Raw genomic sequence first — 24,661 nt, 5'->3', positions numbered from 1 at the left:
TTACTCATCTAGACTATCCAGGGGGATAAACTCTAAACTTAAGCTTCCATCCAAGGCACGGCTGAGATGTTTCTTATGGCGGTTGGCCCGGTATTTTTCGGTAATTATAGGCTCTGTGTGGTAGATTTTCAACAAGTAATTGTCATCTTCATCACGTTCTAAGCGTAATTTTTTGACTGGATCAGTTTTAGAGTAATTTAAGGCTTGGGCAAAGCGAATCATTCCGCCCACTTTCATTAAGTGGTCTTCTTCTTCCTCACTAAACCAATCCTTAAAATTAGTCATATAAAGTTGGAAGAGCGACCGGTTCTTATAGGAACTCAAGAGCGCTAAACGCACCCGGTCCAAATGAGAAAAGCCTAGGAGATTAGTGTTAGAGAGCAGGTAGAAGGTGTGTTGGGAATCGGCCTCCCGACTGACAAAACTAGCAAAGCGATAGAGGTAGGCCGCAAATTCGATCATTTCTCTTTCTTCATCGTCAAAAGTAAATTGATCCAAATCACACATTTGTTGGTAGAGACTCAAACAAAGATTAACGTGTTGCTGGGTCCCCGCTGAGTTAAAGGGCAGGTCATGGGCAATTTTTCTGGTGGAACGCAGGCGGATAAGCTGGGTATCAATCGGGGTATTATAATTCTTATTAATATCCTCTAAGATAATCCCTTCCCGCAGACCTTGGGTAGAAACTGTGAAATTTTTCGCCTTGGACAATTTGAAGAGTTCAATAAAGGCAATCAAAGCTGGTACGATCAAATCCGTCCGCTCAGTACTCAAGCCTTCAATATCATCCAAATCCTTAGGCTTGGTATCTAAAACCATATCCAAAGTTTCTTCTAAATCATCTAAAGTCATTTGATAACCGTGGAGCCCCGCAATTGGGTAATTATGCATGCGCTGATGCATTTCGGCCACATTACGGACTGAGCCCCCAATCCCAATTAAAGGCAACTTAGCCTTCTTGAGCCAGGATTCTTGCTTAAATTGACTGCGGATATAATCCCTAGCCGCTTCAATAGCATCTTCATCATTATGGTCCTTATTCTTAAAAAAGCGTTCACGAATATAGACCACACCGAATGGAAAGCTATGAAAGGTATCCATGGCCTTGTCTTGGTACTTGGTGACTTCACAAGACCCCCCACCGATATCAATAGTGAGCGCATCTGGAATAGTAATGGCATGCATAACGGCATACTGGCCAAAGTGAGCTTCTTCTTCCTCAGAAATAATTCCAATAGTGATGCCGGTTTTTTCTTTGACACGGTTGATAATTTCTTCTTGGTTAGCCGATTGCCGGACGGCTGCCGTAGCCAGGGCTTTTACTTCATCCACTTTAAAGTTCTTGATAATGGTCGCAAAGTCATCTAAGGCAGTGATTAAGCGCTGGATACCCGTATCGCTCATGTATTTTTTATCATCTTTTTCAATGAGGTATTGGCTCAATTGTGACGGCACTTTGACGTTTTGAAGTTCTTCAAAATTATACCAGTCATCAATCCCATAGATAACCAGACGGATGGTGTTTGACCCAATATCAATAATCGCTTTTCGCTCTTGAAACATGACATAGTCCTTCCTATTATAAAAATGCCAAGGACTCTCCTTGAAATTCAATTTTATTATAACGAATCATAGCCCCCGGCTCAATTATTTACCTTCTTAAAGTACAATTTGAGTTACTTAGAAAACTTAAATGGCCTTAATCATATGATAATGCGGATGTCCCCCAATAATCAATTCCGAAATGGTTTCAAAGCCTAGGCGTTGGTAAAGCGTCAGGGCGCGTTGGTTATGGAAGTCCACATTTAAGGAAAGCTTGTGGTAATTTTTTTCACGGCCGACTTGACCGAGATGGGCGATTAGTTGACGGGCATAGCCCTTGCCTTCCTCTCCCTGCTTGGTTGCTAAGGAATCCAGGTAAAATTCATCCACTAAGGCTTCTGTTTCGGCAAAGCTTCTCGGAATTTGGTCAAGGGAATAACCCATTTCCAGCATGGTAGTCTCCAAAGGGCTCTCAATAATAGGATCCAAGACACCTGGATAAGCATAGGCCACAGCGACTAATTGGTCGGCTTCAAAGACCCCATAGCCGTGAGCGTATCCGTAACGGTAATAGGGTTTCTTCATAGCCTGAGCGATTATTTTGCCACTAGTCTCCCAACCATATTCATTAATTAAAGGCTCATCTAAGTGTTCTAAGATGACCTTAATCACCTGGTAACTCGCCTGGGTATCCGATATTTTTAACTGTCTAATTTCCATAAATTATTTTTCACCTTTTCTAAATTTGTGTCCTCTTGCTTTAGTATAGACAAGCCTGACCGAGTCTGCAAATCTCCTTATCTGAATTGAATAATCTAAATAAAGATCCCCCGATAAAGTAAAAATCCAAGGCTGGTAAAAGCAGCGCTTGGATTTTTCATCAATCTTTAATGGACATTGATCGTATAGTTTTCCTTAATGGTGGGGTCCATATTTAATATTTCTTTGATGGTCCTTTCAGTATTTTGCTTGGCAGCTTCCAATAAGCCCTTGTCTTTGGCTTCTTCTTCTGAGGCTTTCTTTTGTTCATTGGTGAAATTAGCATAGTCATCCACCGTCATCTTGTTGAAAATCGATGCCTCCTCATCAAAGACCTTGACCGAATCGCTATCGATATCATGGGAGAGAATCTTCACCTCTGGCAATGTGACATCAATAGTTTGGTCTTGAACCTTAACATCAATAGCGCTGAGATCGATTCCGACATGGATCACCCCGTCATAGGAAACAATAAATTTCTTTGTGGTGAAGGGCAAATTCCAGTTATAGAATTTTCTTTGGTTTTCAAAGGAAGCCGTATTGGTGTAGAAGTATTTGGTTGTGGTTAACTCCTTGGCTTGTTCTAGACGGTTACCCACTAATTCCGAAGTAATTTCTGTTTGGCTATCCTGCTTACCGAGATAATGACCGCCAATAAAGGCAACCGCTAGTAATCCTAAGATGATCACTAGGACCCCTAAAAATTTCTTAAATCGTCGCATAGTTTCCCTCTTTTCTGATAATCATTATAGCAAAAAGTCTGTCAATAGCACTTTTTAAAGCTTGCTTAAACCTATAGCGATAAAAAGCCCTTACCTTGGGGCAAGGGCTCATATTTATCGTGATCTCTTCTCAGTCTTAGTTTTCGTTTAAGCCTGCTTGTAGGGCAGTAACGATAGCTAATTTGTAGGCATCTTCTTCGTTACAGCCACGTGATAGGTCATTTACTGGCTTAGCCATTCCTTGTAGGATAGGCCCAATAGCTTCAAAGCCACCGAGACGTTGAGCAATCTTGTAACCGATATTTCCTGATTGAATTTCTGGGAAAATAAGCACTTTGGCATGGCCAGCTACTTTTGAGCCAGGGGCTTTCTTTTCCCCAACAGCTGGAACAAGAGCCGCGTCAAATTGTAATTCACCATCAACGTTGAAGTCTTCAGGCGCATTTTCTTGAGCGATCTTAGTTGCTTGGGCAGCTTTTTCTTGTTCTGGAGATGAAGCTGATCCCTTGGTTGAGAATGACAAGAAGGCAATATCCGGTTCTACGTCAAATAATTTAGCGGTTTCCCCTGTCACTAAACCAATTTCCGCTAAGGTTTCAGCGTCTGGACTAATGGTGATCGCGCAGTCCCCCATCATGTATTTTTCTTCACTGCCGTCTTCTTTAGGACGGGTCAATAAGAAAGCGCCAGAAACGTTTTTTACCCCGGCCTTAGTCTTGATGATTTGTAAAGCAGGACGTACGGTATCACCAGTCGCATGGGCAGCTCCTGAAACTAAACCGTCACTTTTACCCATGTAGACGAGCATGGTACCAAAGTAATTAACGTCTTTAAGCATTTCACGGGCTTGTTCTTCAGTAGCCTTGCCTTTACGACGTTCAACAAAGGCTTGGACCATTTCTTCATAAGCATCATAGTTATCAGGGTCTACGATTTCAATCCCAGATAGGTCAATGCCACGGTCTTTAGCTTGAGAATGAATTTCATCAGGGTTACCCACTAAAATAGGAACTAATAGGTCGTCAGCTTTTAAGCGAGCTGCAGCCCCTTGAATCCGTTCATCAGTAGCTTCTGGAAAAACAATACGCGTTTGCTTTCCTTTAATTTTTGCTTTTAATTCATCAAATAAAGCCATTTCTCTACCTCCATAAATTATTTAGATTCTAATTTTAGTTTACCATAAAATGAGCGTTTCTAATAATCATATGCAAAAAGTACAAAGAAAAAGAGCGCCCCTCCAGCTTGCCTATCACCAATAGAATCGGCAGCTGGAGAAGCGCTCACAATTTCATCAATAGAATGATTTATCCTAGATTATTGCCAGAAATCCAATTTTTGTGGATCTAGGCCAATATCCCTGGCTCTAAAGACAGGATTTTTACCCGCTTTTCTTTGCTTATGGTAATCATTTAAAGCAGCAATGGCCTGCTTACTTAACAGTAAAATGGCCGGTAAGTTAATTAAAGCCATCAAGGCCATTAGAATATCTGCAGTCATCCACGCCAAACTCGATTCTTGTAAGGCTCCTAAGAAGACCACCAAGATGAAAAAGATTCTAAAGAGACGCATAATCCCAGGTCTTGGCGTGCCTTTAAAAATATAGGCAATATTATTATCGACATAATATAAGTTCCCAATTAAAGTCGTAAAACCGAAGAGCATGAGTGATACCGTAATAAAGATATTCCCAAAGTTTCCAAAGACGGTTGCAAGGGAAGCTTGGACGTAGGCCGCTCCAGATAATTCTTCTGCAGGGGTTATTCCTGAACTTAAACACATGAAGGCGGTTGCTGAACAAATTAACAAGGTATCGATAAATACCGAAATCATTTGTACCAGCCCTTGCTTAACCGGATGGGACACATGGGCTGATGCTGCTGCATTAGGAGCTGAACCGATCCCTGCCTCATTGGAAAAGAGACCACGCTTTATTCCATACATCATACTAGACCCAGCAATCCCTGAAAAGATGGCCTTGAAGTTAAAGGCATCCTTAAAAATTAAAGTAAAGATGGTGGGCAGGTAATTCAAGTTAAAGAGGATCATAATCAAAGCGACCCCAACATAAATGGTCCCCATAAAGGGAACTAAGAAGCTAGTGAAGGAAATAATCCGTTTGCCTCCACCCAAGATACAATAGCCGGTCACCAAAGCCAAGACCCCACCAACAATTAAAGGCGTCCATTGAGCATGATAGAAGTCATAGACTTGAAAGGAGTCTTGTAAATTATAGGCAGCCAGCATATTGAAACCAACTGCGTAAGTCAAAATTAAAAACACGGAAAAGATAATGCCTAATCCCCGATTATGGAGGGCCGTTTCAATGTAATGGGAGGGGCCCCCATAAGAATCCCCAGTTGGCGTTTTCTTCTTGTAAATTTGAGCTAGGGTAGATTCAATAAAGGCCGAAGAACCGCCAATAATAGCCACTAGCCACATCCAAAAGACCGCCCCATAGCCACCTAAACAAATGGCTGTTGAGACACCGACAATATTCCCGGTTCCTACCCGTGAAGCCGTTGAAACCATTAAGGCCTGGAATGAAGATACCGAATCTTCTTTTTCGGGTTTTTCCATAATTACCCCAATTGCTTCCTTAAAATCTCTAATTTGGACCCCCTTAGTGCGGAAGGTAAAATAAAGACCAATTCCCAAAAGCAAGACAATTAAAATCGGGTAATAAAGGACATTGCTGATTGGTGTCAGAAAATTAATCAGTTGTTCAGTCACTGAAGTCAGCTCCTTTTTATCAATTAAAAGTTTTTACCTTACTAGATTAGCGAAAAGGCCGATAAATAGCAATGGTTTTTTGTAATGATTTTTGACATCGTTTTAAATTTAAATCTCCCGTCAAAAAAAGAACCTTGACTTATCAAGGTTCTTTAAAGATAGTCTTTATTAGCAATGTTAGCTTTACTGCCACAAACTTGGCACTTGCTTAGCAGCTAGATAATTGAATCTTAATCGCGAATTTTTGCTTGTAAGTCATTAGCAAGGGCTGCTTTGACCTTAGCAAAATCTTCATTGACTTCTTCATCCACCAAAGTCGCTTCTGGGTTCAGATAAGTGAGTTGGTAAGCTACCGATTTTTGCCCGTCTTGGATATGTTCACCACGGTAAATATCAAAGAGTTTAACATTAACCAGGTAACTATTGGCTGCTTTTTGAATGGTTGCTACAATTTCAGCATGGCTCACTTCTTCAGCCACAACCATGGCGATATCGCGGCTAATGCTTGGATATTTTGCCAGGGGTTCTTGGATGACTTGGTGTTCTGGTAAGTCATAGATGGCTTGTAAGTTAAACTCAGCCACGAAACTTTGGTTATTGAGGTCATAGTCCTTAGTAATTTGAGGGTGGAGTTGGGCTAAGTAACCAATGGTTAGCCATTCTCCTTGGTCCTCCACTTGTACAAGGGCTGTCCGACCCGGATGGGTATCCGGTAAGTCGGTACTTTGTAGGTAACGGATTTGCCCAGCTAAATTGTAAGAAGCCAGTAGCGATTCCACTGCCCCCTTCATATCATAAAAGTCGACCGCTTGGGCCTTGCCTTGCCAGCTATCGCCTTCGACATCACCCGTCCACAGGGCTGCTAGATGGCTTTCTTCACGAGGCAGGCCATCTTCTAACTCGTCATCATAGAAGACCCGGCCAATTTCATAAATTTGGACGTCCTTCACCTTACGAGCTAGGTTGTATTGGGCAATATCTAATAGACTGGTCAGCAAGTTAGTCCGCATATAACGGCGTTCGTCACTCATTGGAAAATCCAAGGCTACGGCTTCATGGGCTTGGGCTTGTAAGACATCAAGTTTCTTCTCACTGGTTAAACTGTAAGAAATCACTTGGTCAAAGCCTAGTGCTTCCATGGTCCGATGGCTTTGACGTTCAAATTTTTGCCAGTCGTTTAGGCCAATTTTCACCGGTTGGACGGGTGAAATTCGGGAAGGAATCTTATCGTAACCATAGATACGAGCGACTTCTTCCACTAAGTCAGCTGGAATGGAAATATCCCAACGTCTAGTAGGAACGGACACTGTAAATTCATCAGCGGCACCTTCAACCGGGAAACCCAACCGTCTAAAGGATTCTTTGACCTCTTCAAAACTAATTTCCATACCTAGGAGACTGGTAATATAAGCTAAATTGGTCGTCACTTCTTTATCTTTAACATCAAGGTCAGATACCCGGGCGCGTCCCTTAACCGCTTGTCCACCAGCCCAATCTTCCATCAATTGGGCTGCATAGGCGCCGGCTTCATCGATAGTGGCGATATTTAAGCCACGTTCATTTCTTAAACTTGACTCACTTCTAAGGGCTAAGCGTCTGGCTGTGCGGCGAATATGGGAAGAGTTAAACATGGCTGATTCAATCAAAACATTGGTGGTATTGTCATCAATCTCAGTAGACAAGCCCCCCATCACTCCAGCTAGGGCAATGGGCTCTTGGCCGTCAGTAATGACTAAGTCGTCATCAGTTAAGTCTCTTTCCACACCGTCTAAGGTCACTAATTTTTCCCCGGTTTTAGCTAGTCGAGGAGCAATGGTTTTAGATTGCAACTTATCATAGTCAAAGGCATGAAGGGGTTGGCCGTATTCCAATAAGACATAGTTGGTCGCGTCAACCACATTATTAATCGGACGGATACCTTCTTTCATGAGGCGGATTTGTACCTCAATCGGGCTGGCTTGAATTTTAACATCCTTAACCAAATGAGCAGTGTAGTGAGGGAAGAGCTCACTATCAGAAATTTCAACAGTGACCTCGTCACTTAAATCGCTTCCCGCTTCAAAGGCATGGTCATCATAAGTGTTGACGTCAATAGGACGGTTATAGATGGCACTTAATTCATAAGCAACGCCCCGCATGGATAGGGCATCAGCCCGGTTAGGGGTGATATCGAGGTCTAAGACCGTATCTTCTAAGTGTAAATATTCTTTAATGTCTTGGCCTAAGGGAGCATCTTCCGGTAAGATCATAATCCCATTAGCAAACTCTTTGGGAATCACATTTTCGCTGAAACCGAGTTCCTGTAAAGAACAGAGCATCCCATTGGACTCTTGACCGCGCAATTTTCCCTTCTTAATCTTTTGATTACCAGCGACGCGTGCCCCATGTAAAGCAACGATAACCTTCTGACCAGCTGCCACATTAGGCGCGCCACACACAATTTGTAAGGGGTCTTCTTGGCCGACATCCACTTGGCAAACGTGCAAGCTATCGGCATTGGGATGTTTTTCCACCGTCAAAGTCTTCCCAACGACAATTTTTTTCAAGCCGGAAAAATCTTGGTTCAAGCCATCGACTTCCAGTCCGGTCGTCGATAAGTCTTCTGCTAAAGCTTCATCTTGAATATCTTTAATATCTACAAATTCATTTAACCAATTACGTGATGCTAACATGTCAGTCATTACCCTCTTTCTTGAAATTGATGAATAAAGCGAAGATCGTTTTGGTAGAAATGACGGATATCTTCAATCCCGTATTTCAACATGGCTACCCGGTCTGGTCCCAGTCCAAAGGCAAAGCCACTATACTCTTCGCTATCAATCCCTGACATTTCTAGGACATTAGGATGGACCATGCCCCCACCGAGAATTTCAATCCAACCGGTTTTCTTACAGATATTGCAGCCTTGACCACCACATTTAAAGCAAGAGATGTCTATTTCAACAGAAGGTTCGGTAAATGGGAAGTAAGAGGGACGTAGACGCACTTGACGATCCGCCCCAAAGAGATGGCGGGCAAATAATTCCAAGGTTCCCTTTAAGTCTGAGAGGCCGATATTTTTATCAACCACTAGTCCCTCAATTTGGTGGAATTGGTGGGAGTGAGTGGCGTCGTCAGAGTCCCGGCGATAAACCTTACCTGGACTAATCATTTGCAAGGGGCCCTTAGAGAAATCATGTTGGTCCATAGCATGGGCTTGGACTGGTGAAGTATGGGTCCGTAAGAGTACCTGATTCTTTTCAATATAGAAGGTATCTTGCATATCACGGGCCGGGTGATCTTCTGGTAAGTTCATCCGCTTGAAGTTGTAATAATCAGATTCGATTTCAGGCCCTTCGACAATGATATAACCAAGGTCTAAGAAGAGGTCTTCAATTTCTTCCATGACTTGGCTAATCACATGTTGACTGCCTAATTTTTGTTGCTTACCAGGCAGGGTCACATCAATGGTTTCCGCCATTAATTTTTGGTTAAGGGCTTCTTCTTCTAAAACAGCTTGTTTTTGGTCGAGTTCTTTAGCCACTTTATTTTTTAATTCATTGGCATAGGCCCCTACTTTAGGGCGTTCACTAGGGTCAATGTCCTTCATATGGCGCAAAGCTTCGGTGATCGGTCCCTTTTTCCCTAGGTACTTCACGCGAATGGCTTGCACATCATCAAGGCTAGAAATGCTTTGAATTTCTTCAGCGATTTGCCCTTCAATTGCTTGTAAATTGCTAATTATATCCATGCTTAAACTCCTTTTTATAACGATTATGTGAGAATTTTTCCACAAAAAAAGTCTCTCATTCCCAATAGGGACGAGAGACCGCGGTACCACCCTAGTTTTTACTCAGTTTGCTTAACAAAACCGAATAAACCCTTCATTTCAGGCGATAACGAGCCCAGTCGTGGTACCTTTTGACTGCTGTCGCCCGGTACCTACTCCAGAAGTGAAAAATTCCCCGCTTACCTGTAAGAAACTCTCAATCGGTGATTTCTCTTCCTGTTACAGGCTATGATAAGGAACCGTCTTCTATCAACGTATTCATTAAGGATAATTGTAGCCGTTAAAGCGGCTTTCGTCAACAAATAATCTTGGCAAGGCTCAAAAAAGACTGGACTTGATGTCCAGTCTCCTTATTAAAAAGTGCGCTTGTCGCACTCTTCTTAAATGTGTTCCAGTCACACTCTTACTTATCTAACTCAATCCATTGGTCAGACCAGGAATGCAGTGAGGTTAAGACGGTTTCAAGGTCTTGGCCTTTTTGAGTTAGGGCATAGTAAGTATATTTGTGGCAATCACTACATTGAGTCACCCGTTCAAGGATTCCTAAGCAGGTCAGTTCTCTTAACCGTTCGGTCAGTACCCGGTCGGAAATCCCATCAATATGGTCACGTAATTCAGAAAAACGAAGTGGGCCTTTGAGTAAGCTTTGAATGATTAAACCATTCCATTTCTTTCCTAGTAATTGGAAACCTTGCTCAAACTTGCGACACAGAGAAGGAATGTGCTGTTCACTCAAGCGGTCACTTCCTTTCTTATATAAAGTTAATTTTTCTTATTATTTTCTGCTAATTTCGGAAAATATTTTCTTCTCAAGCGATTAAATGGCGTTAGCAAGCGCTCATTAATGGCTTGATTTAGAGGATTAAGAATGCGTTGGCTACAGAAAGTATGGCAATTGTCCCGCCAAATCTTAGAGGCAGGTTTCAAATATTCTGTCGATGCTAAGTATTTATCCACAAAAGTCACCACAAATGACTCTGGATAAGCAGGAAGTTGCCAAGTAGCTAACCACATGTGCTTAATGATAATATCATGTTCAACTTCGTTTAAATCGGTTAAGACTTCTGCATTTTTTAGTGCAATATAAGGGTGATTGGTGAAATGATTGCCTTTTGAGAATGTCATTTCTTTCGTATCATAGTAGAAAAGGTCATGCATTAAACCCGCACGAGCGACTGAACGGTAGTCTAAGTTTAAACGCTTAGCAATTTTATAACTATAATAACTGACAGAATAAGAATGAACTAAACGATTCCCATAAATATGTTGGCGAAACAGACCTAAATCGGTAATAAATTCATGGTCTTTAATATCATCGATTAAGGCCAAATAGTCACGGTCATTTTCCCAAGGGTAATTAGTTTCTGTCAATAAGTTCATGTCCTTTCTTTTGTTGACCCTACTGATCAATTGGGAAGGAAGTGGTGCATAGCGATCGAGCCAGCAATGGCAACATTTAATGATTCCGCCTGACCCAGCATAGTAATATAGAGACTAATATCACTCGCTGCAATGATTTCTGGTCGGACACCATTTCCTTCGTTACCTAAAATAATGCCCCATTTTTGGTGTTTTTTCAAGTTATAAGTTTCTAAAGCTTGCGCCTGATCATTTAATTCGGTTGCCGCCAAACAATAGCCCGCTGCTCTCAAACTGGCCATGGCCTCCTCTAAAACCACTTGGTGGAGGCGGACATGGAATTGGCTGCCCTGCATGGAACGGACCACCTTGGGACTGTAGGGGTCAACAGTGCCCTTACCTAGGTAGATATCTTGGTAATTAAAGGCATCTGCCGACCGGATCAAGGTGCCCAGGTTTCCCGGATCTTGGATCCCATCCAATAGCAAGACTGCAGGAGAAACCGGTTGGAAGGAAGCTTTTTGGTCTTGGTTAACCACTGCAAAGACCCCCTGATCCCTTTGGGTGTCAGATAATTCTGCGGCTATTTCAGGACTAATCAGGGTTTGATTAGCCAGCTTAAAGTCGGCTTCATGTTCAAGGGTAAGAAAAACTTCCGCTAGGTCAGCCCCTGCCTCTAAGGCAGCCTCTAAAAGATGAGGGCCTTCAATAAGATACTGGCCAGCCTTTTCCCGTCCCCGCCGGCTTAATAATTTTTTAGCGGACTTAATTTTGGGATTATTTTTAGAAGTCAGCATATTACTTGATCAAGCGGTAAATCGCATCCGCATAAATGGCCATGGTTAAGAGGAGGCGATCAACACGTTGGACTTCATTAGGCTCATGCATGGTAGACACTTCATCTGGGAATTCAGCCCCAAAGGCAACGCCCCGTTCCATCAGACGGCCGTAGGTTCCACCGCCAATAACAACTTCGTGGCCTTCCATACCAGTATGTTCTTCATAAACTTCTAAGAGGGTCTGCACCAGCGGGTCATCCCCAGGAACATAGTGAGGCACTTTGTTAGAAGTCCCGGTTTCTTGGGCAAAGCCAAATTGGTCACCTAATTGACTAAAGGATTTATCCAATTGTTCAAAACTTTGCCCTTGAGGGAAGCGAATATTCAAGGTCACAAATTGTTGGCCATCCTTGGCACCAAAGACACCTGGATTTAAGGATAAGTCTCCCATCACTTCATCATGGTGGTCAATCCCGGTCTTTTGCCCCTTGAAGTCTTGGTGCAAGAGGTTAGCAATGAAGCTAATATAGGAATTACCTTCTAAATCACTAGATAGGTTCTTTAAGAATAAAGCCAGGTAAGTCGCAGCATTCTCTCCGGCTTCAGGGAAGGCCCCATGTGATACCCGACCATGTAGGTGGAGGTGGATCTTATTGTCTGCACTAGCCTCAACCGTCAAGCTAACGGGTTGTTTAGCTTGGAATTCTTCAGCAGCGGCTTGGACTTCTTCAAGGTCAAAGCCCTTGATAACCGCATCAGCATCCCCTGGTACCATATTTTCCCGAATACCAGATTCAAAGGACTCAATCGCCCCTTCTAAGGCAGGGAATTTCAAGGTGGTGGAATACATCCCCTTTTCCCCGTTAATAATTGGAAACTCAGCATCTGGTGAGAAACCAAAGTCAGGTAGGGGTTCGGTTTCAAGGTAACGGGTCAAGCCCTTCCATTCACTTTCTTCATCCGTTCCGACAATAAAGTGAACTTTCTTCGATACAGGTAAATCTAAGTCACGGATAATTTTTAAGGCGTAGTAGGCTGCTAGCATTGGGCCCTTGTCATCACTGACTCCGCGGGCATAGAGTTTGCCATCAATGAGGGTTGGTTCAAAGGGATCGGTCTCCCAGGAATCGTCGACAGGAACCACATCTAAGTGGCCAATAATCCCCAAAATTTCATCGCCTTGACCAAATTCAAAGCGCCCCGCCATGTTGGCAACATTCTTACTGGTAAAACCGTCACGGTCCACCATGGCTAAGAAAGCGTCTAGGGCTGCTTTAGGACCAGGGCCTAGCGGTGCTTCTTCCGTAGCCTTATCGTCTTCACGGTAGCTAGGAATTCTCAGTAAAGTGTATAAATCATTAAGATAGTCGTCTTTTACTTTTGCAACTTCTTCTTGCCAATTAATCGTCATCTTCTTCATCCCTCCAATTGGCTACATTATAGCACAAGAGCCTTTGTCTTGGCTAAGGGAGTAAATATTTCTTTCTCTTTAACTAAATTATATTCAAGAACAAGCTTGATCACCATTTCTTAATCTAGCGTTTTCTGGTTACCTCAAGACGACAATCATCCCTTAAAGAAAAGGAAAAAGTCATTCTTTTCCACCTTTTTGCTATAATAAGTTTAATCTTAATTAAAGGAGAAAAAGCCTATGACACGCGCAAGTGGTGTGCTCTTACCTATATCGTCCTTGGCTAATGCGGAAGGCATTGGCAGCTTAGGGAAGTCCGCCTATCAATTTGTGGATTTCTTATCAGCAGCTGGGCAAAGCTATTGGCAAATCCTGCCGCTAGGGCCAACCAGCTATGGGGATTCCCCTTACCAATCCTTTTCTGCCTTTGCTGGTAACACCAATTTCATTGACTTAAAAACCCTAGTCGATTGGGGCTTAATTGAAGCCTACGACTATCAAGGCGTCGACTGGGGCAATAATCCCGAACAGATTGACTATGCCAAAATCTTTTATCATAAACGCCCCATCCTAGAAAAGGCCGTCGCTAACTTTCTTGAGCAAGCCAACAGCGATCCTGATTATCAGACCTTTATCCAGGATAATCAGGACTGGCTGCAGCCTTTTGCGGAATTTATGGCGGTAAAAGAATATTATGACCTAAGCCCGATTAGCGACTGGCCCGAAGCTATCCGTTTAAGGGATGGCGAGGCCTTGCAAGCAATACTAGCCCAAGAAAAAAACAGCCTCAATTATCACTATGTCAGTCAATATTTCTTCTTTAAGCAATGGTTTGCCCTGAAGGACTATGCCAATCAAAAAGGCATTTACCTAATTGGGGATATTCCCATTTATGTGGCTAGTGATAGTGTCGAAGTCTGGCAAACGCCCCATTATTTCAAACTTAACCAAAGCGGGCAGCCCCAAGTGGTCGCGGGTTGTCCTCCAGACGCCTTCTCTTCTGATGGGCAATTATGGGGAAATCCGATCTATGATTGGGAGACCATGGCTAAGGATAATTATCGATGGTGGATCAAACGGATCCAAGCCAGCCTCAACCTTTATGACATGGTAAGAATTGACCATTTTCGGGGCTTTGAAGCCTATTGGGAGATACCAGCTAGCGCCCCGACAGCAGCCAGTGGCAAATGGGTCAAGGGGCCAGGCCTTGACTTGTTCCAAGCCATCAAAGAAGCCCTTGGACCTGTCAACATTATCGCAGAAAACTTGGGCTTTCTAACCCAAGACGTTGCTGACTTACTAGCAGTCACCGGTTTTCCCGGCATGCATGTCATGCAATTTGGCTTTTCTGGTGAAGATTCTACTGACCTCCCCCACAATTTCAATAAAAATTCCGTTGCTTATGTAGGAACCCATGACAACCAAACGGCCCTAGGCTGGTATCTAGGCCAAGACGCTGTCAGCCGATACTATATTGATGCCTATTGTGGGCGGCAGAAAGCGGAGAGTGTCGCGAAAATGTTAAACCGAACCCTAGCCGCCTCTTGCAGTCAAACAGTCATCTATACCATGCAAGACCTCTTAAATCTTGATGACCAGGCCCGGATAAATACCCCCTCCACCTTAGGAGGCAACTGGCAATGGCGGATGTCAGCTACCGCCTTAACCTATAGCTTGGTCAAGGACCTCTATAGCCTGACCAGACTCTACCACCGCTTACCAGCAAGTAAAAGTTTCATATAATTCTAAAAGGCCCTGATTAGTATCAGAGCCTTTTTGCTGTCTATTTTATAAATGTAAAAACTGACGTAATTTTTGTGCTTTATCTTGACCTAGGATAATTTCTAGTTGTTGAGATTTGATGAGACCAATTAAATAGACCCAAATTCCGACTAAAGCGACAAGGATAACCATCACAAAAGCGCCTAACTTATTGGGTTCTGGAATGATCCAGTGGAGAATTTGATAAGTTATTTCACTGATTAGTCCCATAATCAGGACTAGCTTGAGGGCTGGCCAGATCCGTCCAGCTAAGTCAGAAAAGCTAAACTGGATCCGTTTATAAATACATGCCAGGTAGAAGGCGCACATAAAGACAAAGGCCAGTATTGAGGCATACATGGCTCCTTCGCTGCCACAAACAGCCAGGAGCGGAAACTGAACCAATAATTTAATCCCTAGGCCTAAAACAATCCCAAAGATGGCTTTTTTCTGTTGGTCCATGGACTGTAAGGTCATGACTAAAACATAGAAGAGTCCCATAGGAATAGCCATCAAACAAGAAATTTGTAAGTAAAATTCACCTAGGGGATCATTTATCCCGTAAAGCAACTGGTAGACTGGGGCAGCTAGTACGGCTAAACCAATCGCAGCTGGCACCATCACTAAAGTGAAGAGATGGAGACTATGTAGGACGACGTCACAGGTATGATCAAAAACCGGTTTTAAGTGGCCATCGTAAACCGAGCGAGCCTGGAACTTGGCCAGTTCGCGGGTATAGGCATCAGTCACCACGGGTACGGTAGTTGAGGAAATCGCCGTAGCAAAAGAAATAATAATTTGAATCACCCGGCGGGCATTGGCGTTAAATACCCCATATTCATAAATTAACTGCCCTTCTCCTAGGTCACTCACCCTTTGCATGATCGGCATGAAGGTATTCATATCGATGAGGTTGACCATTTCGATGATCGAGCCCGTAATCACAAAGGGAATCGCTATGCGGACAATCTCAAATAAGAGCGTCCGAGTGGATACATAGTCACTATACACATGACCTGCGGGAACAGCGTATTTGTCGCGGTTTTTGAAGTAATAGAAGGCTAAGGTCACAATCGCAATGACTGCCCCAATAAAGGCAGCAAAGGTGGAGTGACTTACCGCTTTAGCGACACTGCCATCCATAACCACACGAATAAGATAAACCGTCACCAACATATAAATGACGCGGGCAAACTGCTCGGTGACCTGAGAAATCGCACTGGGCTTCATTTCTAAATAGGCCTGAAAATAACCCCGCAAAATCGATAGCAAGGGAATCAAGGCCAAGGCAGGCACTAAGGAGCGGATGACTAAGATAACATCTTCTACGTTTCGCGCCGGCTTTCCCTGGGCTAGAAAGGGAGCCAGGAAATAAAGCGCCAGGGCACTTACAATTCCTGTCGCTAACATCATGACGGTGCCGCTTTTAAAGAGTCGTTGGCTAGTTTGGTACTGTCCCCTAGCCATGTAATTGGTCATTTGCTTAGAGATCGCGGCTGGCACCCCAGCGATGGCTATGGCTAAGAATATCGAGTAATAATTATAGCCAATCCCATAGAGGGCATTGGCTTCGGTACCGACTTGTGGGTCTCCAATCCAATGCATCCAGGGAATAATATATAAGACACCAAGAATTCTAGAAACCACACTAGCAATGGACATCCAAGCCGACCCTTCATTGAGCTTCTCCTTGGATTGCTGGTCCTGGAGGATAGACTGGCTCCTCTCAATATCATTCATAGTTTTACCCCAAATCTAACGTAAAATTTTTGTTCATATTAATCCATTCTAATCAATAATTTTACCCAATTCAATTGAGGCCTGGATTCATTAAGTAAACTTAAGGACTTTAAGGAGTTAAGAAATCCTCATCTCCTAGCTTCTGATTAAATCTCTAAGCCGCGCTAAAGTCTCTTCGGAAAAGGGCTGTCTGATCACACAGCCTGGCGTTAAGAGGATACGATTGTCTGTTTGATTAATAGCCTTGGCTTGAGCAAGCTGGTCTTTAAGTGTTGGCCAATCCGCTTGGGTAATAGCCTCCCGACGTAAGCCACCCATAATGAATTTATCGGTTTCCTGAATGCCTTCTGCTAATTCGGGTTTAGACTCACCAATATGCCAATTAATTATCGGAAGCGGGTAGTCCTTAAGAAGGTCAAACATAATATTCGCTCCGTGAATATGAAGGGTATTTAACCAACCCGAGTCCGCTGCTTCAATAATTTTCAAATCAAAGGGGATCCCATATTTTTGATAGTCCTGAGGTCTCGACTTATCATGGGAAGCCATTTGACTGGCAAGATAGATCCCGTCTGCCCCCTTAGAGAGTGCTAATTGAACAAATTCAATAGTCGTCCGCGTCAAGCGTTCTAGGGCTTGTAAGAGATAGCCTTCCCCATCCGCTTCAATGTATTGGTCAATCTGACCCTGGCATAGCTTATTAGCCGTAGTTAAGGGGCTATGGACAGTGACCACAAGAGGAATCTCTCCCTTGGTCAATTCCACTAAGCGCTCCAAATGTTCTAACTCTCTTTGAAAGGCCGGGGCCTGGTCAACGGTTAAGTCAGGAACCTCTCGCCAATCCTGGTAGGAATGGATAGGAGTCGCTTTAACCTGGGCCACCCCACCCTTGGCTATGGCCGAAAAATCGAGGTCGACGCCATAGTCTTCCACCGTATACATGCCATTACTCATGGTTTTGATAAAATCTAAGTCAAACTGGCGGGCAAAATCATAAGTGGCTTGGCTGATGGTCTGGGGCTCTCGGTCAATTTCAGGGTAATGGGTCCAAGCAGAGAATGGTGTGTAGTCCGTTACTTGCTTAGCCATGAAGGCTTTTAAAAGTTTTTTCTTGTCTGTCATGCTAGACTCCTTTCTCAAATGAAATCTTCTGACTCAAGTGGTCAAAGACAACCTGCAAGAGGCCACAAATTAACCAATAAACGAGAGCCGCTGCCAGGTAAGATTCTAGATAATGGTAGGACAAGGCGGCGGCAAAGCGGGCTTGAGTAAGAATGTCAACCACACCCACAGTGAAGGCTAGGGACTGGATCTTAATGGCCTTCAGATAAGCGTTTAAGAAGAGTGGAATGGCAACTGTTAAGGCTTGAGGAAAGATGATTCGTTGTAAGCTTTGCTTTTTAGTCATTCCGATAGATAAAGCAGCCTCCACTTGGTCCTTACTGACCGCATTGAGGGCCCCACGGATATTCTCCGACTCAATGGCTGCTTCTAATAAGGTAAAGGCAACAATAATGAGCAAGATATTGGGAAACTCACTAGGTTCCATACCAAAACCAAGCAGGTTCATAAAACTAGCCGCTACATTTGGTAAACTATAGCGGATAATGAACAAATGAACAATAAGCGGAACGCCCCGCATATAGGAAATAAAAATTTCTAACAATTGGTTAACAATCGGAATTCGCCGACGTCTAACTAAGGCAATTAAAGACCCTAAGCCGATCCCCAAGATTAAGACAACCAGGGCTAATAAGAGGACCCGGGGGACCGCCTGTAAGACCACTAAAATGGTGTCCCATAAAATATTAAGATCAAAGCGCATGGCCTAGTCCTCCCTTCTCCAAATCATAGCGTAACGATTTTCCAGCAACTTACTGATTAAGATCAATAATGATGACATGGCCCAATAAATGAGGGCAATAGCAAAGTAGACTTCCACCTGGTAAAGCCCATAGTTATTGGCAATAATAATTTCTGCCTGCCCCATCAAATCGACTAAACCAATAAGGAAAAGTAGGGAAGTATCTTTTAATAAGTCGATGACAGCTGTCGTTAACGATGGTAAGGCAATAGGTATAATTTGTGGGAAAATAATCCGCCAATTTCTTTGCCAGGCAGTCATCCCCAAACTCAGGGCCGCTTCTTTTTGGTCTTGGCCGACAGCCAGATAAGCGGGACGAATAATTTCAGCCATAAAGGCCCCGTTATAAGCCACCAAGGCTATAATCGCTGCCGTCACCTGGCTATTGGTCCCCAGTGAAATATGTAAGGGACGTAAAACAAAAGGAATCCCATAATAAGCCACAAAAAGGTGGATAATCCCTGGGGTCGACCGCATAAAAGAGGAGTATATCCTTAAAAGCGGGTCGACTATTGGAATCTTTTTCACCTGTAAACTGGCCACAATAACAGCCAGCAATAAGGACCCAACTAAGGCAACTACAAAAACAAACAAAGTTAGCGGCAAGGTCTTTAGGAGGGTGGGGAGTATATTAATAATAAATCCAAAATCCATAAAGCAACTCCTTTATTACAAAGAAAAGCGACTAATGGTTATTAACTGATTAGTCGCCTGACAACTATTAATTTTCTTCACTGATTTCATAGTCGAAAATGTTCTTTCCATACCATTTTTCTGAAAGTTCTTGTAATTTGCCTTCATCCGCTAGTTGTTGGATTGCCTTATCCAGAGCTTCTTTTAAGTCTTCCCGGTCAGGGGCAATCATAAAGTAAGTCGCTTTAACTTGAACAGGTTGGTCAGCTGTATTCACATTTAAGCCTAATTCTTCAATAATTTGATCGGCACCTAGATTGGATGGCATTACAACAGCATCCGATTCCCCCTTGTCAACCGCTTGGAAACGTTCCGCAAAAGAGCCAGATTCACCCAATTGAATATCAATTTGATTGTCAGGGTGGGCTTCATTATAAGCGGTTAATAAGTTAAAGATTCCCCCATTCGGAGTAACCGGGTGGACTTTCTTATCGGTTAGATCATCTAAACTTTGAATGGAATCATCATCAGCGCGTTTGTAAATTTCAATAACGCTGGCTCCGGTATGTCTTTCTGGGAAGAGGTACATGGCTTCACGTTCAGGGTTCTTATAGAGTCCCCCACCGATAAAATCATATTGTCCCGTTTCCAAACCTACCTGAGCAGCTTCAGAATCAACACTTTCAATATTAATATTATATTCCGGCATCGCTTCATCTAAGGCTTGGATCAGCTCAACTTCATAGCCGGTTAAATTCCCCTTTTCATCGGTAAAAGATAAGGGTTTTGACGCATTTTCAACCGCAACAGTCACGGTTTTGGCTCCAGATTCGGATCCGCCTTGGTTATTCCCGCAGGCTGCTAAAAAGAGTCCTGCTAGTACAATGATAAAAGTCTTTAATGTTTTCATTAATTATTCTCCTCACTTTCTGCTAAAAAGGGATGCTGGATTTTATTGACAAAGTCTCGCGTCCGGGCTTCCTTAGCTGCTGAAAAAATCTGTTGGGGACTTCCTGATTCAACGATTTCCCCATTTTCCATAAAAACGACCTGGGAAGAAACGTATTTAGCAAAATCCATTTCATGGGTAGTAATCAACATAGTAACCCCGGTTCGGGCAATCTCTTGTAGAATCTTTAGCAATTCTGCTGACCGTTCCGGGTCCAATGACGAGGTTGGTTCATCTAAAAGTAAAATTTCTGGTTTTAAAGCCACTGCCCGGGCAATCCCTACCCGTTGGGCCTGACCTCCAGATAACTGGCTGGGATACTTGTCTAAATGGTCCAACATGCCCACCTGGTCTAATTCCGCTTTGGCAATTTTTTCAGCCGCTTCAGCATTCTTGCCTTGTACGGTCATTAAACCTTCTGTCACGTTCTCTAAAACGGTTTTATTTTTAAAGAGACTATAATTTTGAAAAACCATAGCCGTTCGCCGGCGGATTTCAGTAATTTCTTGCTTGGTCGCTTGGTCAGCTGCCACTGTCAAGTCATTGAGCTGGATATTTCCATAGTCAGCGGGATCGAGGAAATTAATGGTTCTTAATAAGGTAGTTTTCCCGGTACCACTGGGACCAATGATAGCAACCACTTCCCCGTCATTGACGGTTAGGTCGATCCCCTTTAAAACTTCCTTATTAGCGAAAGTTTTGTGAATGTTCTCTAGGCGCAGCAAAGTCTTCCCTCCGTTTACTTATTTTTTGTTAGTAATAATTTTAACATATTTTTCTCTCATAAAAAGCATATTGCTCAGTGAGCTGAAAGTTTTTTTATACGCATTAAAAAAAAGCGATTAATTCCTGCCTTTAATGGCTAGAAATTAATCGCTTAAATGTTTTTTATTTATTTTGCTTTCTTAGTAAATAAATATAATGAGCATTCGTTCTGCTTTTGAAATTTTGTCGTTAAAGAGCCATGGCATCGGTTCGGGCCAAGGTCCCTCACCTAGCGAGCTTCAAACGGCTAGTACGGCTAATGCCTACTAGCCGTAATTCACATCGCTTGCTTATTCATGGCTAACGACCAATTTCAAAGCGTCACTACTGCTCAAATATATTAACCGAATAAACAAATTTATTTAATAATTAGTTACCAACAATTTAAAATTTATTTTTTAGTTCATGGACAAAGCGGTTAAGGTCGGGGCAGGCTTTTTCAAAGTTCAGGCCATCTTGGTGGATATTGGGATTATCGATAGAGGCTTGGAGAATTTTGGGCAGAGTTTCCACAGCTAAGGCGGTACTTGCTTTTAGCGAGGCCCCATTTTCACGGGCGCCAACGAATATAGAAGCAAAAATATCACCTGTTCCATGGAAAAGTCCGCCGACAAAATCAGCCTGAACCAGACCATCAATCTTATTCTCAGCGTCATAGTAATAGGCCCCGGTCTGTTGATCACCATCATAACCTACCCCAGTCAGAACCAGTGAAGTTGGCTGGTCACTGTCCTGGTTGATTAAAGCAGCTAAGTCTTTAGCGCTTTGATAGCCGGCCAGACCTTCTTGATAGGGTAAGTCATAGATAAAGGCCGCCTCGGTTTGATTGGGCATGATCACATCAGCAATATCACACAGCTTGCGCATGGCCTTGGCATAAGCCTCTTCAAAGCCGGGATAAAACTTGCCCTGGTCAGCCATGACTGGATCCAGGTAAATTTTTCCACCGGACTTAATTAATTGAGGTAATTTCTCAATTAAGAAGTCAATTTGCTCAATACTACCTAAATAACCAACATAAACGGCGTCAAATGTTAAACCAAAAGATTGCCAGTGATCAACAATTTTAGCCATTTCATCACTGAGATCCAGATAGGTATAGCCTTCAAAGCCTGGCCCCGTGTGGGTTGACAAGAGTGAGGTGGGGAGTAAGGTCCCCGCTAATTCCATCATGGCTAAGATAGGTAAGGCTACTGTTGAAGAACACTTACCGTAGCAGGAAATATCATGGACGATTAAAATATTCTTCATGCAATTTCCTTCCTATTTGACCACAATATTAACCAATTTATCTGGAACAGCAATCACCTTCACCACGTCCTTACCAGCAATAGCTGCTTGGACCTTGTCAGAGTCTTTGGCCGCTTGACTCAATTCCTCTTGGCTAAGGCCACTAGCCACTTGGAGACGTTCCTTGATCTTACCATTCACTTGAACAACAATTTCGATACTTTCTTCGACCAATTGGCTTTCGTCGTAACTTGGCCATGGCACATATGAAATTCCAGCTTCACCAGTTAGACGTTGCCACAATTCTTCTCCCAAGTGAGGAGCAATTGGAGCCAGTAATTGGACAAAGCCCTTGGCATAATCGTAAGGAATACTTTCTGCCTTATTAGCTTCATTAACAAAGACCATCATTTGCGAAATTGCCGTATTGAAGTGTAATTTTTCCAGGTCTTCAGTGACTTTCTTGACGGTTTGATGGTAAACCTTGTCTAATTCACCCGTATCAATGGTAGTAATTCGGTCCCGTAATTGGTCGTCACTATCGATAAATAGGCGCCAGACTCTTTCCAGGAAGCGTCTAGCCCCCGCTAAGCCATCTTCGCTCCAAGCAATGGAGGCATCCAGAGGTCCCATAAACATCTCATACAAACGTAAAGTATCGGCCCCGTAGCGTTCCACAATGTCATCAGGGTTAACCACATTGCCTTTTGATTTAGACATTTTTTCATGACCTTCACCGAGGATCATCCCTTGGTTAAAGAGTTTTTGGAAGGGTTCTTCGGTAGGCACTACCCCTAAGTCATAAAGGAACATGTTCCAGAAACGCGCATAGAGAAGGTGAAGCACGGCATGTTCTGCCCCACCAATATAAAGGTCAACATTCATCCAATAGTCGGCTGCTTCTTGACTAATAAGCGCTTCCTTATTCTTAGGATCACAGAAGCGAATAAAGTACCAGCTCGATCCCGCCCATTGTGGCATGGTGTTGGTTTCACGCTTTCCGTGGAGGCCAGTTTCTTCATCATAAACGTTAAGCCAGTCTTCAAAGTTGGCGAGTGGGGATTCACCAGTACCTGATGGTTTAATATCTTTGCCTTCTGGTAACAAGACCGGTAAGTCTGCTTCAGAAACTGCTGTGGTGGTCCCATCTTCCCAATGGATAACAGGAATCGGTTCACCCCAGTAGCGTTGACGTGAGAAGACCCAGTCACGGAGGCGGTAAGAGGTCTTAGCTTGGCCAGCGCCCTTAGCTTCCAGGATTTCAATGGCTTTTTGAATGGCTTCATCCTTGCCTAAACCATCCAACTCTTCTGAATGAATGTGGACCCCATCGCCAGTATAGGCTTCTTTTTCCAGGTCGCCACCTTCAATGACGGCTTTAATTGGAAGGTCAAATTGCTGAGCAAATTCGTAGTCCCTTTGGTCATGGGCAGGAACAGCCATAACGGCACCGCTCCCATAAGAAACCAAGACATAGTCAGCCACCCAGATAGGGAGCTTGTCCCCGTTGAGTGGGTTAACCGCATAGGCCCCAGTAAATACCCCAGTCTTCTCCTTAGCGAGATCGGTACGTTCTAAGTCAGACTTATGGCTGGCTGCTTCAACATAGTCAGCCACCGCTTGCTTTTGGTCTTCACTGACAATTTGCTTGATTAATGGATGTTCTGGAGCTAAAGCACAGTAAGTTGCCCCGTAAAGGGTATCAGGACGAGTGGTAAAGACTTCAAATTCTTTGTCAGTACCGGCCACCTTAAAGGTCACATCGGCCCCTTCAGAACGACCAATCCAGTTCCGTTGCATTTCCTTAATGCTTTCTGGCCAATCCAAGTCATTTAAACCATCTAAAAGCCGATCAGCATAAGCAGTAATCTTCAATACCCATTGCTTCATCGGACGCCGAACCACAGGATGGTTGCCCCGTTCAGACAAGCCGTCAATCACTTCTTCATTAGCTAGAACCGTCCCCAAGGCTTCACACCAGTTAACCATGATTTCATCTTCATAGGCTAGACCCTTTTCAAAGAGTTTGGTGAAGATCCATTGGGTCCACTTATAATAATTAGGGTCAGTGGTGTCAATTTCACGGTCCCAGTCATAGGAAAAGCCGAGGGATTCAATTTGTTTCTTGAAGACGCCGATGTTGGCTTGGGTAAATTCGGCGGGGTCATTACCGGTATCGAGGGCATATTGTTCCGCTGGCAAACCAAAAGCGTCCCAACCCATAGGATGGAGAACATTATAACCCTGGGCCCGCTTCATTCTCGAAACAATATCGGTTGCTGTATAACCTTCTGGGTGCCCCACATGGAGCCCTTGACCAGAAGGATAAGGGAACATATCCAATGCATAAAACTTAGGCAAGGACTTGTCCTCTAAGGTTTTAAAGCTTTTATTGTCTTTCCAATATTTTTGCCATTTTTTCTCTATTGTCTTGTGGTTATAAGCCATTATGTAATCTCCTTCCATTTCAACATGAAATATTTACCTAAAAAAAAAGCCCCCTTATACAAGTTATCTTGCATAAATAGGACGAATGATCGTGGTACCACCTACGTTGGCTCTCTTCTTACCCTTAACGCAGGTGAGACGGCAAACAAGTTGCGTGTGAATCATCAGACGAGTTCACTGTTAGGAATAAGATGTTTTCA

At 43.4% G+C, this 24,661-nt stretch carries 20 protein-coding genes; 1 reads left to right on the top strand and 19 read right to left on the bottom strand.

What is annotated here, in order from left to right:
• From JFU01_RS06530 to pepV, 11 genes are all read right to left on the bottom strand, one after another.
• Nucleotides 1-1,563 (bottom strand): Ppx/GppA family phosphatase, encoded by a 1,563-nt coding sequence (locus tag JFU01_RS06530; RefSeq protein WP_195856313.1) that lies wholly within the window; start codon nt 1,561-1,563, stop codon nt 1-3.
• Between the two features lie 126 nt (nt 1,564-1,689).
• Nucleotides 1,690-2,262 carry a GNAT family N-acetyltransferase gene (locus tag JFU01_RS06525; RefSeq protein ID WP_111821957.1) on the bottom strand — a complete coding sequence of 191 codons (573 nt, stop codon included), beginning with the start codon at nt 2,260-2,262 and terminating at the stop codon, nt 1,690-1,692.
• Between the two features lie 167 nt (nt 2,263-2,429).
• The gene (locus tag JFU01_RS06520) at nt 2,430-3,023 is read right to left on the bottom strand and encodes a DUF4230 domain-containing protein (protein WP_195856312.1); all 594 of its coding nucleotides are present in this window, start codon (nt 3,021-3,023) and stop codon (nt 2,430-2,432) included.
• A gap of 136 nt (nt 3,024-3,159) precedes the next feature.
• Nucleotides 3,160-4,158, bottom strand: coding sequence for a phosphate acetyltransferase (pta, locus tag JFU01_RS06515; protein WP_060778559.1), 999 nt, complete (start codon nt 4,156-4,158; stop codon nt 3,160-3,162).
• 179 nt (nt 4,159-4,337) lie between these two features.
• On the bottom strand, nt 4,338-5,753 hold the full coding sequence (locus JFU01_RS06510; RefSeq protein WP_195856311.1) for an alanine/glycine:cation symporter family protein: 1,416 nt from the start codon (nt 5,751-5,753) through the stop codon (nt 4,338-4,340).
• A 230-nt stretch (nt 5,754-5,983) separates the two neighbouring features.
• Complete coding sequence (pheT, locus tag JFU01_RS06505; protein ID WP_195856310.1) at nt 5,984-8,425, bottom strand: phenylalanine--tRNA ligase subunit beta; 2,442 nt, start codon at nt 8,423-8,425, stop codon at nt 5,984-5,986.
• Nucleotides 8,426-8,433: 8 nt separating this feature from the next.
• Complete coding sequence (gene pheS / locus JFU01_RS06500) at nt 8,434-9,483, bottom strand: phenylalanine--tRNA ligase subunit alpha (protein ID WP_111846169.1); 1,050 nt, start codon at nt 9,481-9,483, stop codon at nt 8,434-8,436.
• A 442-nt stretch (nt 9,484-9,925) separates the two neighbouring features.
• Nucleotides 9,926-10,258 carry a winged helix-turn-helix transcriptional regulator gene (locus JFU01_RS06495; protein ID WP_101560384.1) on the bottom strand — a complete coding sequence of 111 codons (333 nt, stop codon included), beginning with the start codon at nt 10,256-10,258 and terminating at the stop codon, nt 9,926-9,928.
• A 26-nt stretch (nt 10,259-10,284) separates the two neighbouring features.
• Nucleotides 10,285-10,902: an HD domain-containing protein gene (locus JFU01_RS06490; protein WP_111821960.1), complete on the bottom strand. Its 618-nt coding sequence runs from the start codon at nt 10,900-10,902 to the stop codon at nt 10,285-10,287.
• Between the two features lie 26 nt (nt 10,903-10,928).
• Complete coding sequence (locus JFU01_RS06485; protein WP_195856309.1) at nt 10,929-11,678, bottom strand: TrmH family RNA methyltransferase; 750 nt, start codon at nt 11,676-11,678, stop codon at nt 10,929-10,931.
• A gap of 1 nt (nt 11,679) precedes the next feature.
• Nucleotides 11,680-13,071 (bottom strand): dipeptidase PepV, encoded by a 1,392-nt coding sequence (gene pepV, locus JFU01_RS06480; RefSeq protein ID WP_195856308.1) that lies wholly within the window; start codon nt 13,069-13,071, stop codon nt 11,680-11,682.
• Between the two features lie 240 nt (nt 13,072-13,311).
• On the opposite strand from pepV, the gene malQ reads away from it, so the two are divergent.
• Complete coding sequence (gene malQ / locus JFU01_RS06475) at nt 13,312-14,814, top strand: 4-alpha-glucanotransferase (RefSeq protein WP_198434211.1); 1,503 nt, start codon at nt 13,312-13,314, stop codon at nt 14,812-14,814.
• Nucleotides 14,815-14,859: 45 nt separating this feature from the next.
• On the opposite strand, the gene JFU01_RS06470 is transcribed toward malQ, so the two are convergent.
• The 8 genes from JFU01_RS06470 to leuS form a co-directional block, all read right to left on the bottom strand.
• Nucleotides 14,860-16,572, bottom strand: coding sequence for a putative polysaccharide biosynthesis protein (locus JFU01_RS06470; RefSeq protein WP_195856306.1), 1,713 nt, complete (start codon nt 16,570-16,572; stop codon nt 14,860-14,862).
• 135 nt (nt 16,573-16,707) lie between these two features.
• Nucleotides 16,708-17,694, bottom strand: coding sequence for a uroporphyrinogen decarboxylase family protein (locus tag JFU01_RS06465; RefSeq protein ID WP_195856305.1), 987 nt, complete (start codon nt 17,692-17,694; stop codon nt 16,708-16,710).
• 1 nt (nt 17,695) lies between these two features.
• Complete coding sequence (locus JFU01_RS06460; RefSeq protein ID WP_195856304.1) at nt 17,696-18,397, bottom strand: amino acid ABC transporter permease; 702 nt, start codon at nt 18,395-18,397, stop codon at nt 17,696-17,698.
• Between the two features lie 3 nt (nt 18,398-18,400).
• A complete protein-coding gene (locus JFU01_RS06455) occupies nt 18,401-19,090 on the bottom strand; it encodes an amino acid ABC transporter permease (protein ID WP_195856303.1) in 690 nt (229 codons plus the stop codon).
• Nucleotides 19,091-19,157: 67 nt separating this feature from the next.
• Entirely contained in the window at nt 19,158-19,979 is an 822-nt protein-coding gene (locus tag JFU01_RS06450) for a transporter substrate-binding domain-containing protein (protein WP_195856302.1), read from the bottom strand.
• Nucleotides 19,979-20,743, bottom strand: a complete 765-nt coding sequence (locus JFU01_RS06445; RefSeq protein WP_198434210.1) for an amino acid ABC transporter ATP-binding protein — start codon at nt 20,741-20,743, stop codon at nt 19,979-19,981. Before JFU01_RS06445 ends, JFU01_RS06450 begins: the two co-directional genes overlap by 1 nt.
• 424 nt (nt 20,744-21,167) lie before the next feature.
• Nucleotides 21,168-22,034: a bifunctional hydroxymethylpyrimidine kinase/phosphomethylpyrimidine kinase gene (locus tag JFU01_RS06440; RefSeq protein WP_195856300.1), complete on the bottom strand. Its 867-nt coding sequence runs from the start codon at nt 22,032-22,034 to the stop codon at nt 21,168-21,170.
• Nucleotides 22,035-22,046: 12 nt separating this feature from the next.
• Nucleotides 22,047-24,461, bottom strand: coding sequence for a leucine--tRNA ligase (gene leuS / locus JFU01_RS06435; protein ID WP_195856299.1), 2,415 nt, complete (start codon nt 24,459-24,461; stop codon nt 22,047-22,049).
• Between the last annotated feature and the right edge of the window lie 200 nt (nt 24,462-24,661).

This window comes from Aerococcus sp. Group 2, from assembly GCF_905125285.1.
GTDB lineage: Bacteria > Bacillota > Bacilli > Lactobacillales > Aerococcaceae > Aerococcus > Aerococcus urinae_E.
Note: the sequence above shows the minus strand (reverse complement) of the source record. Positions and strands in the feature narration are given on the sequence as shown.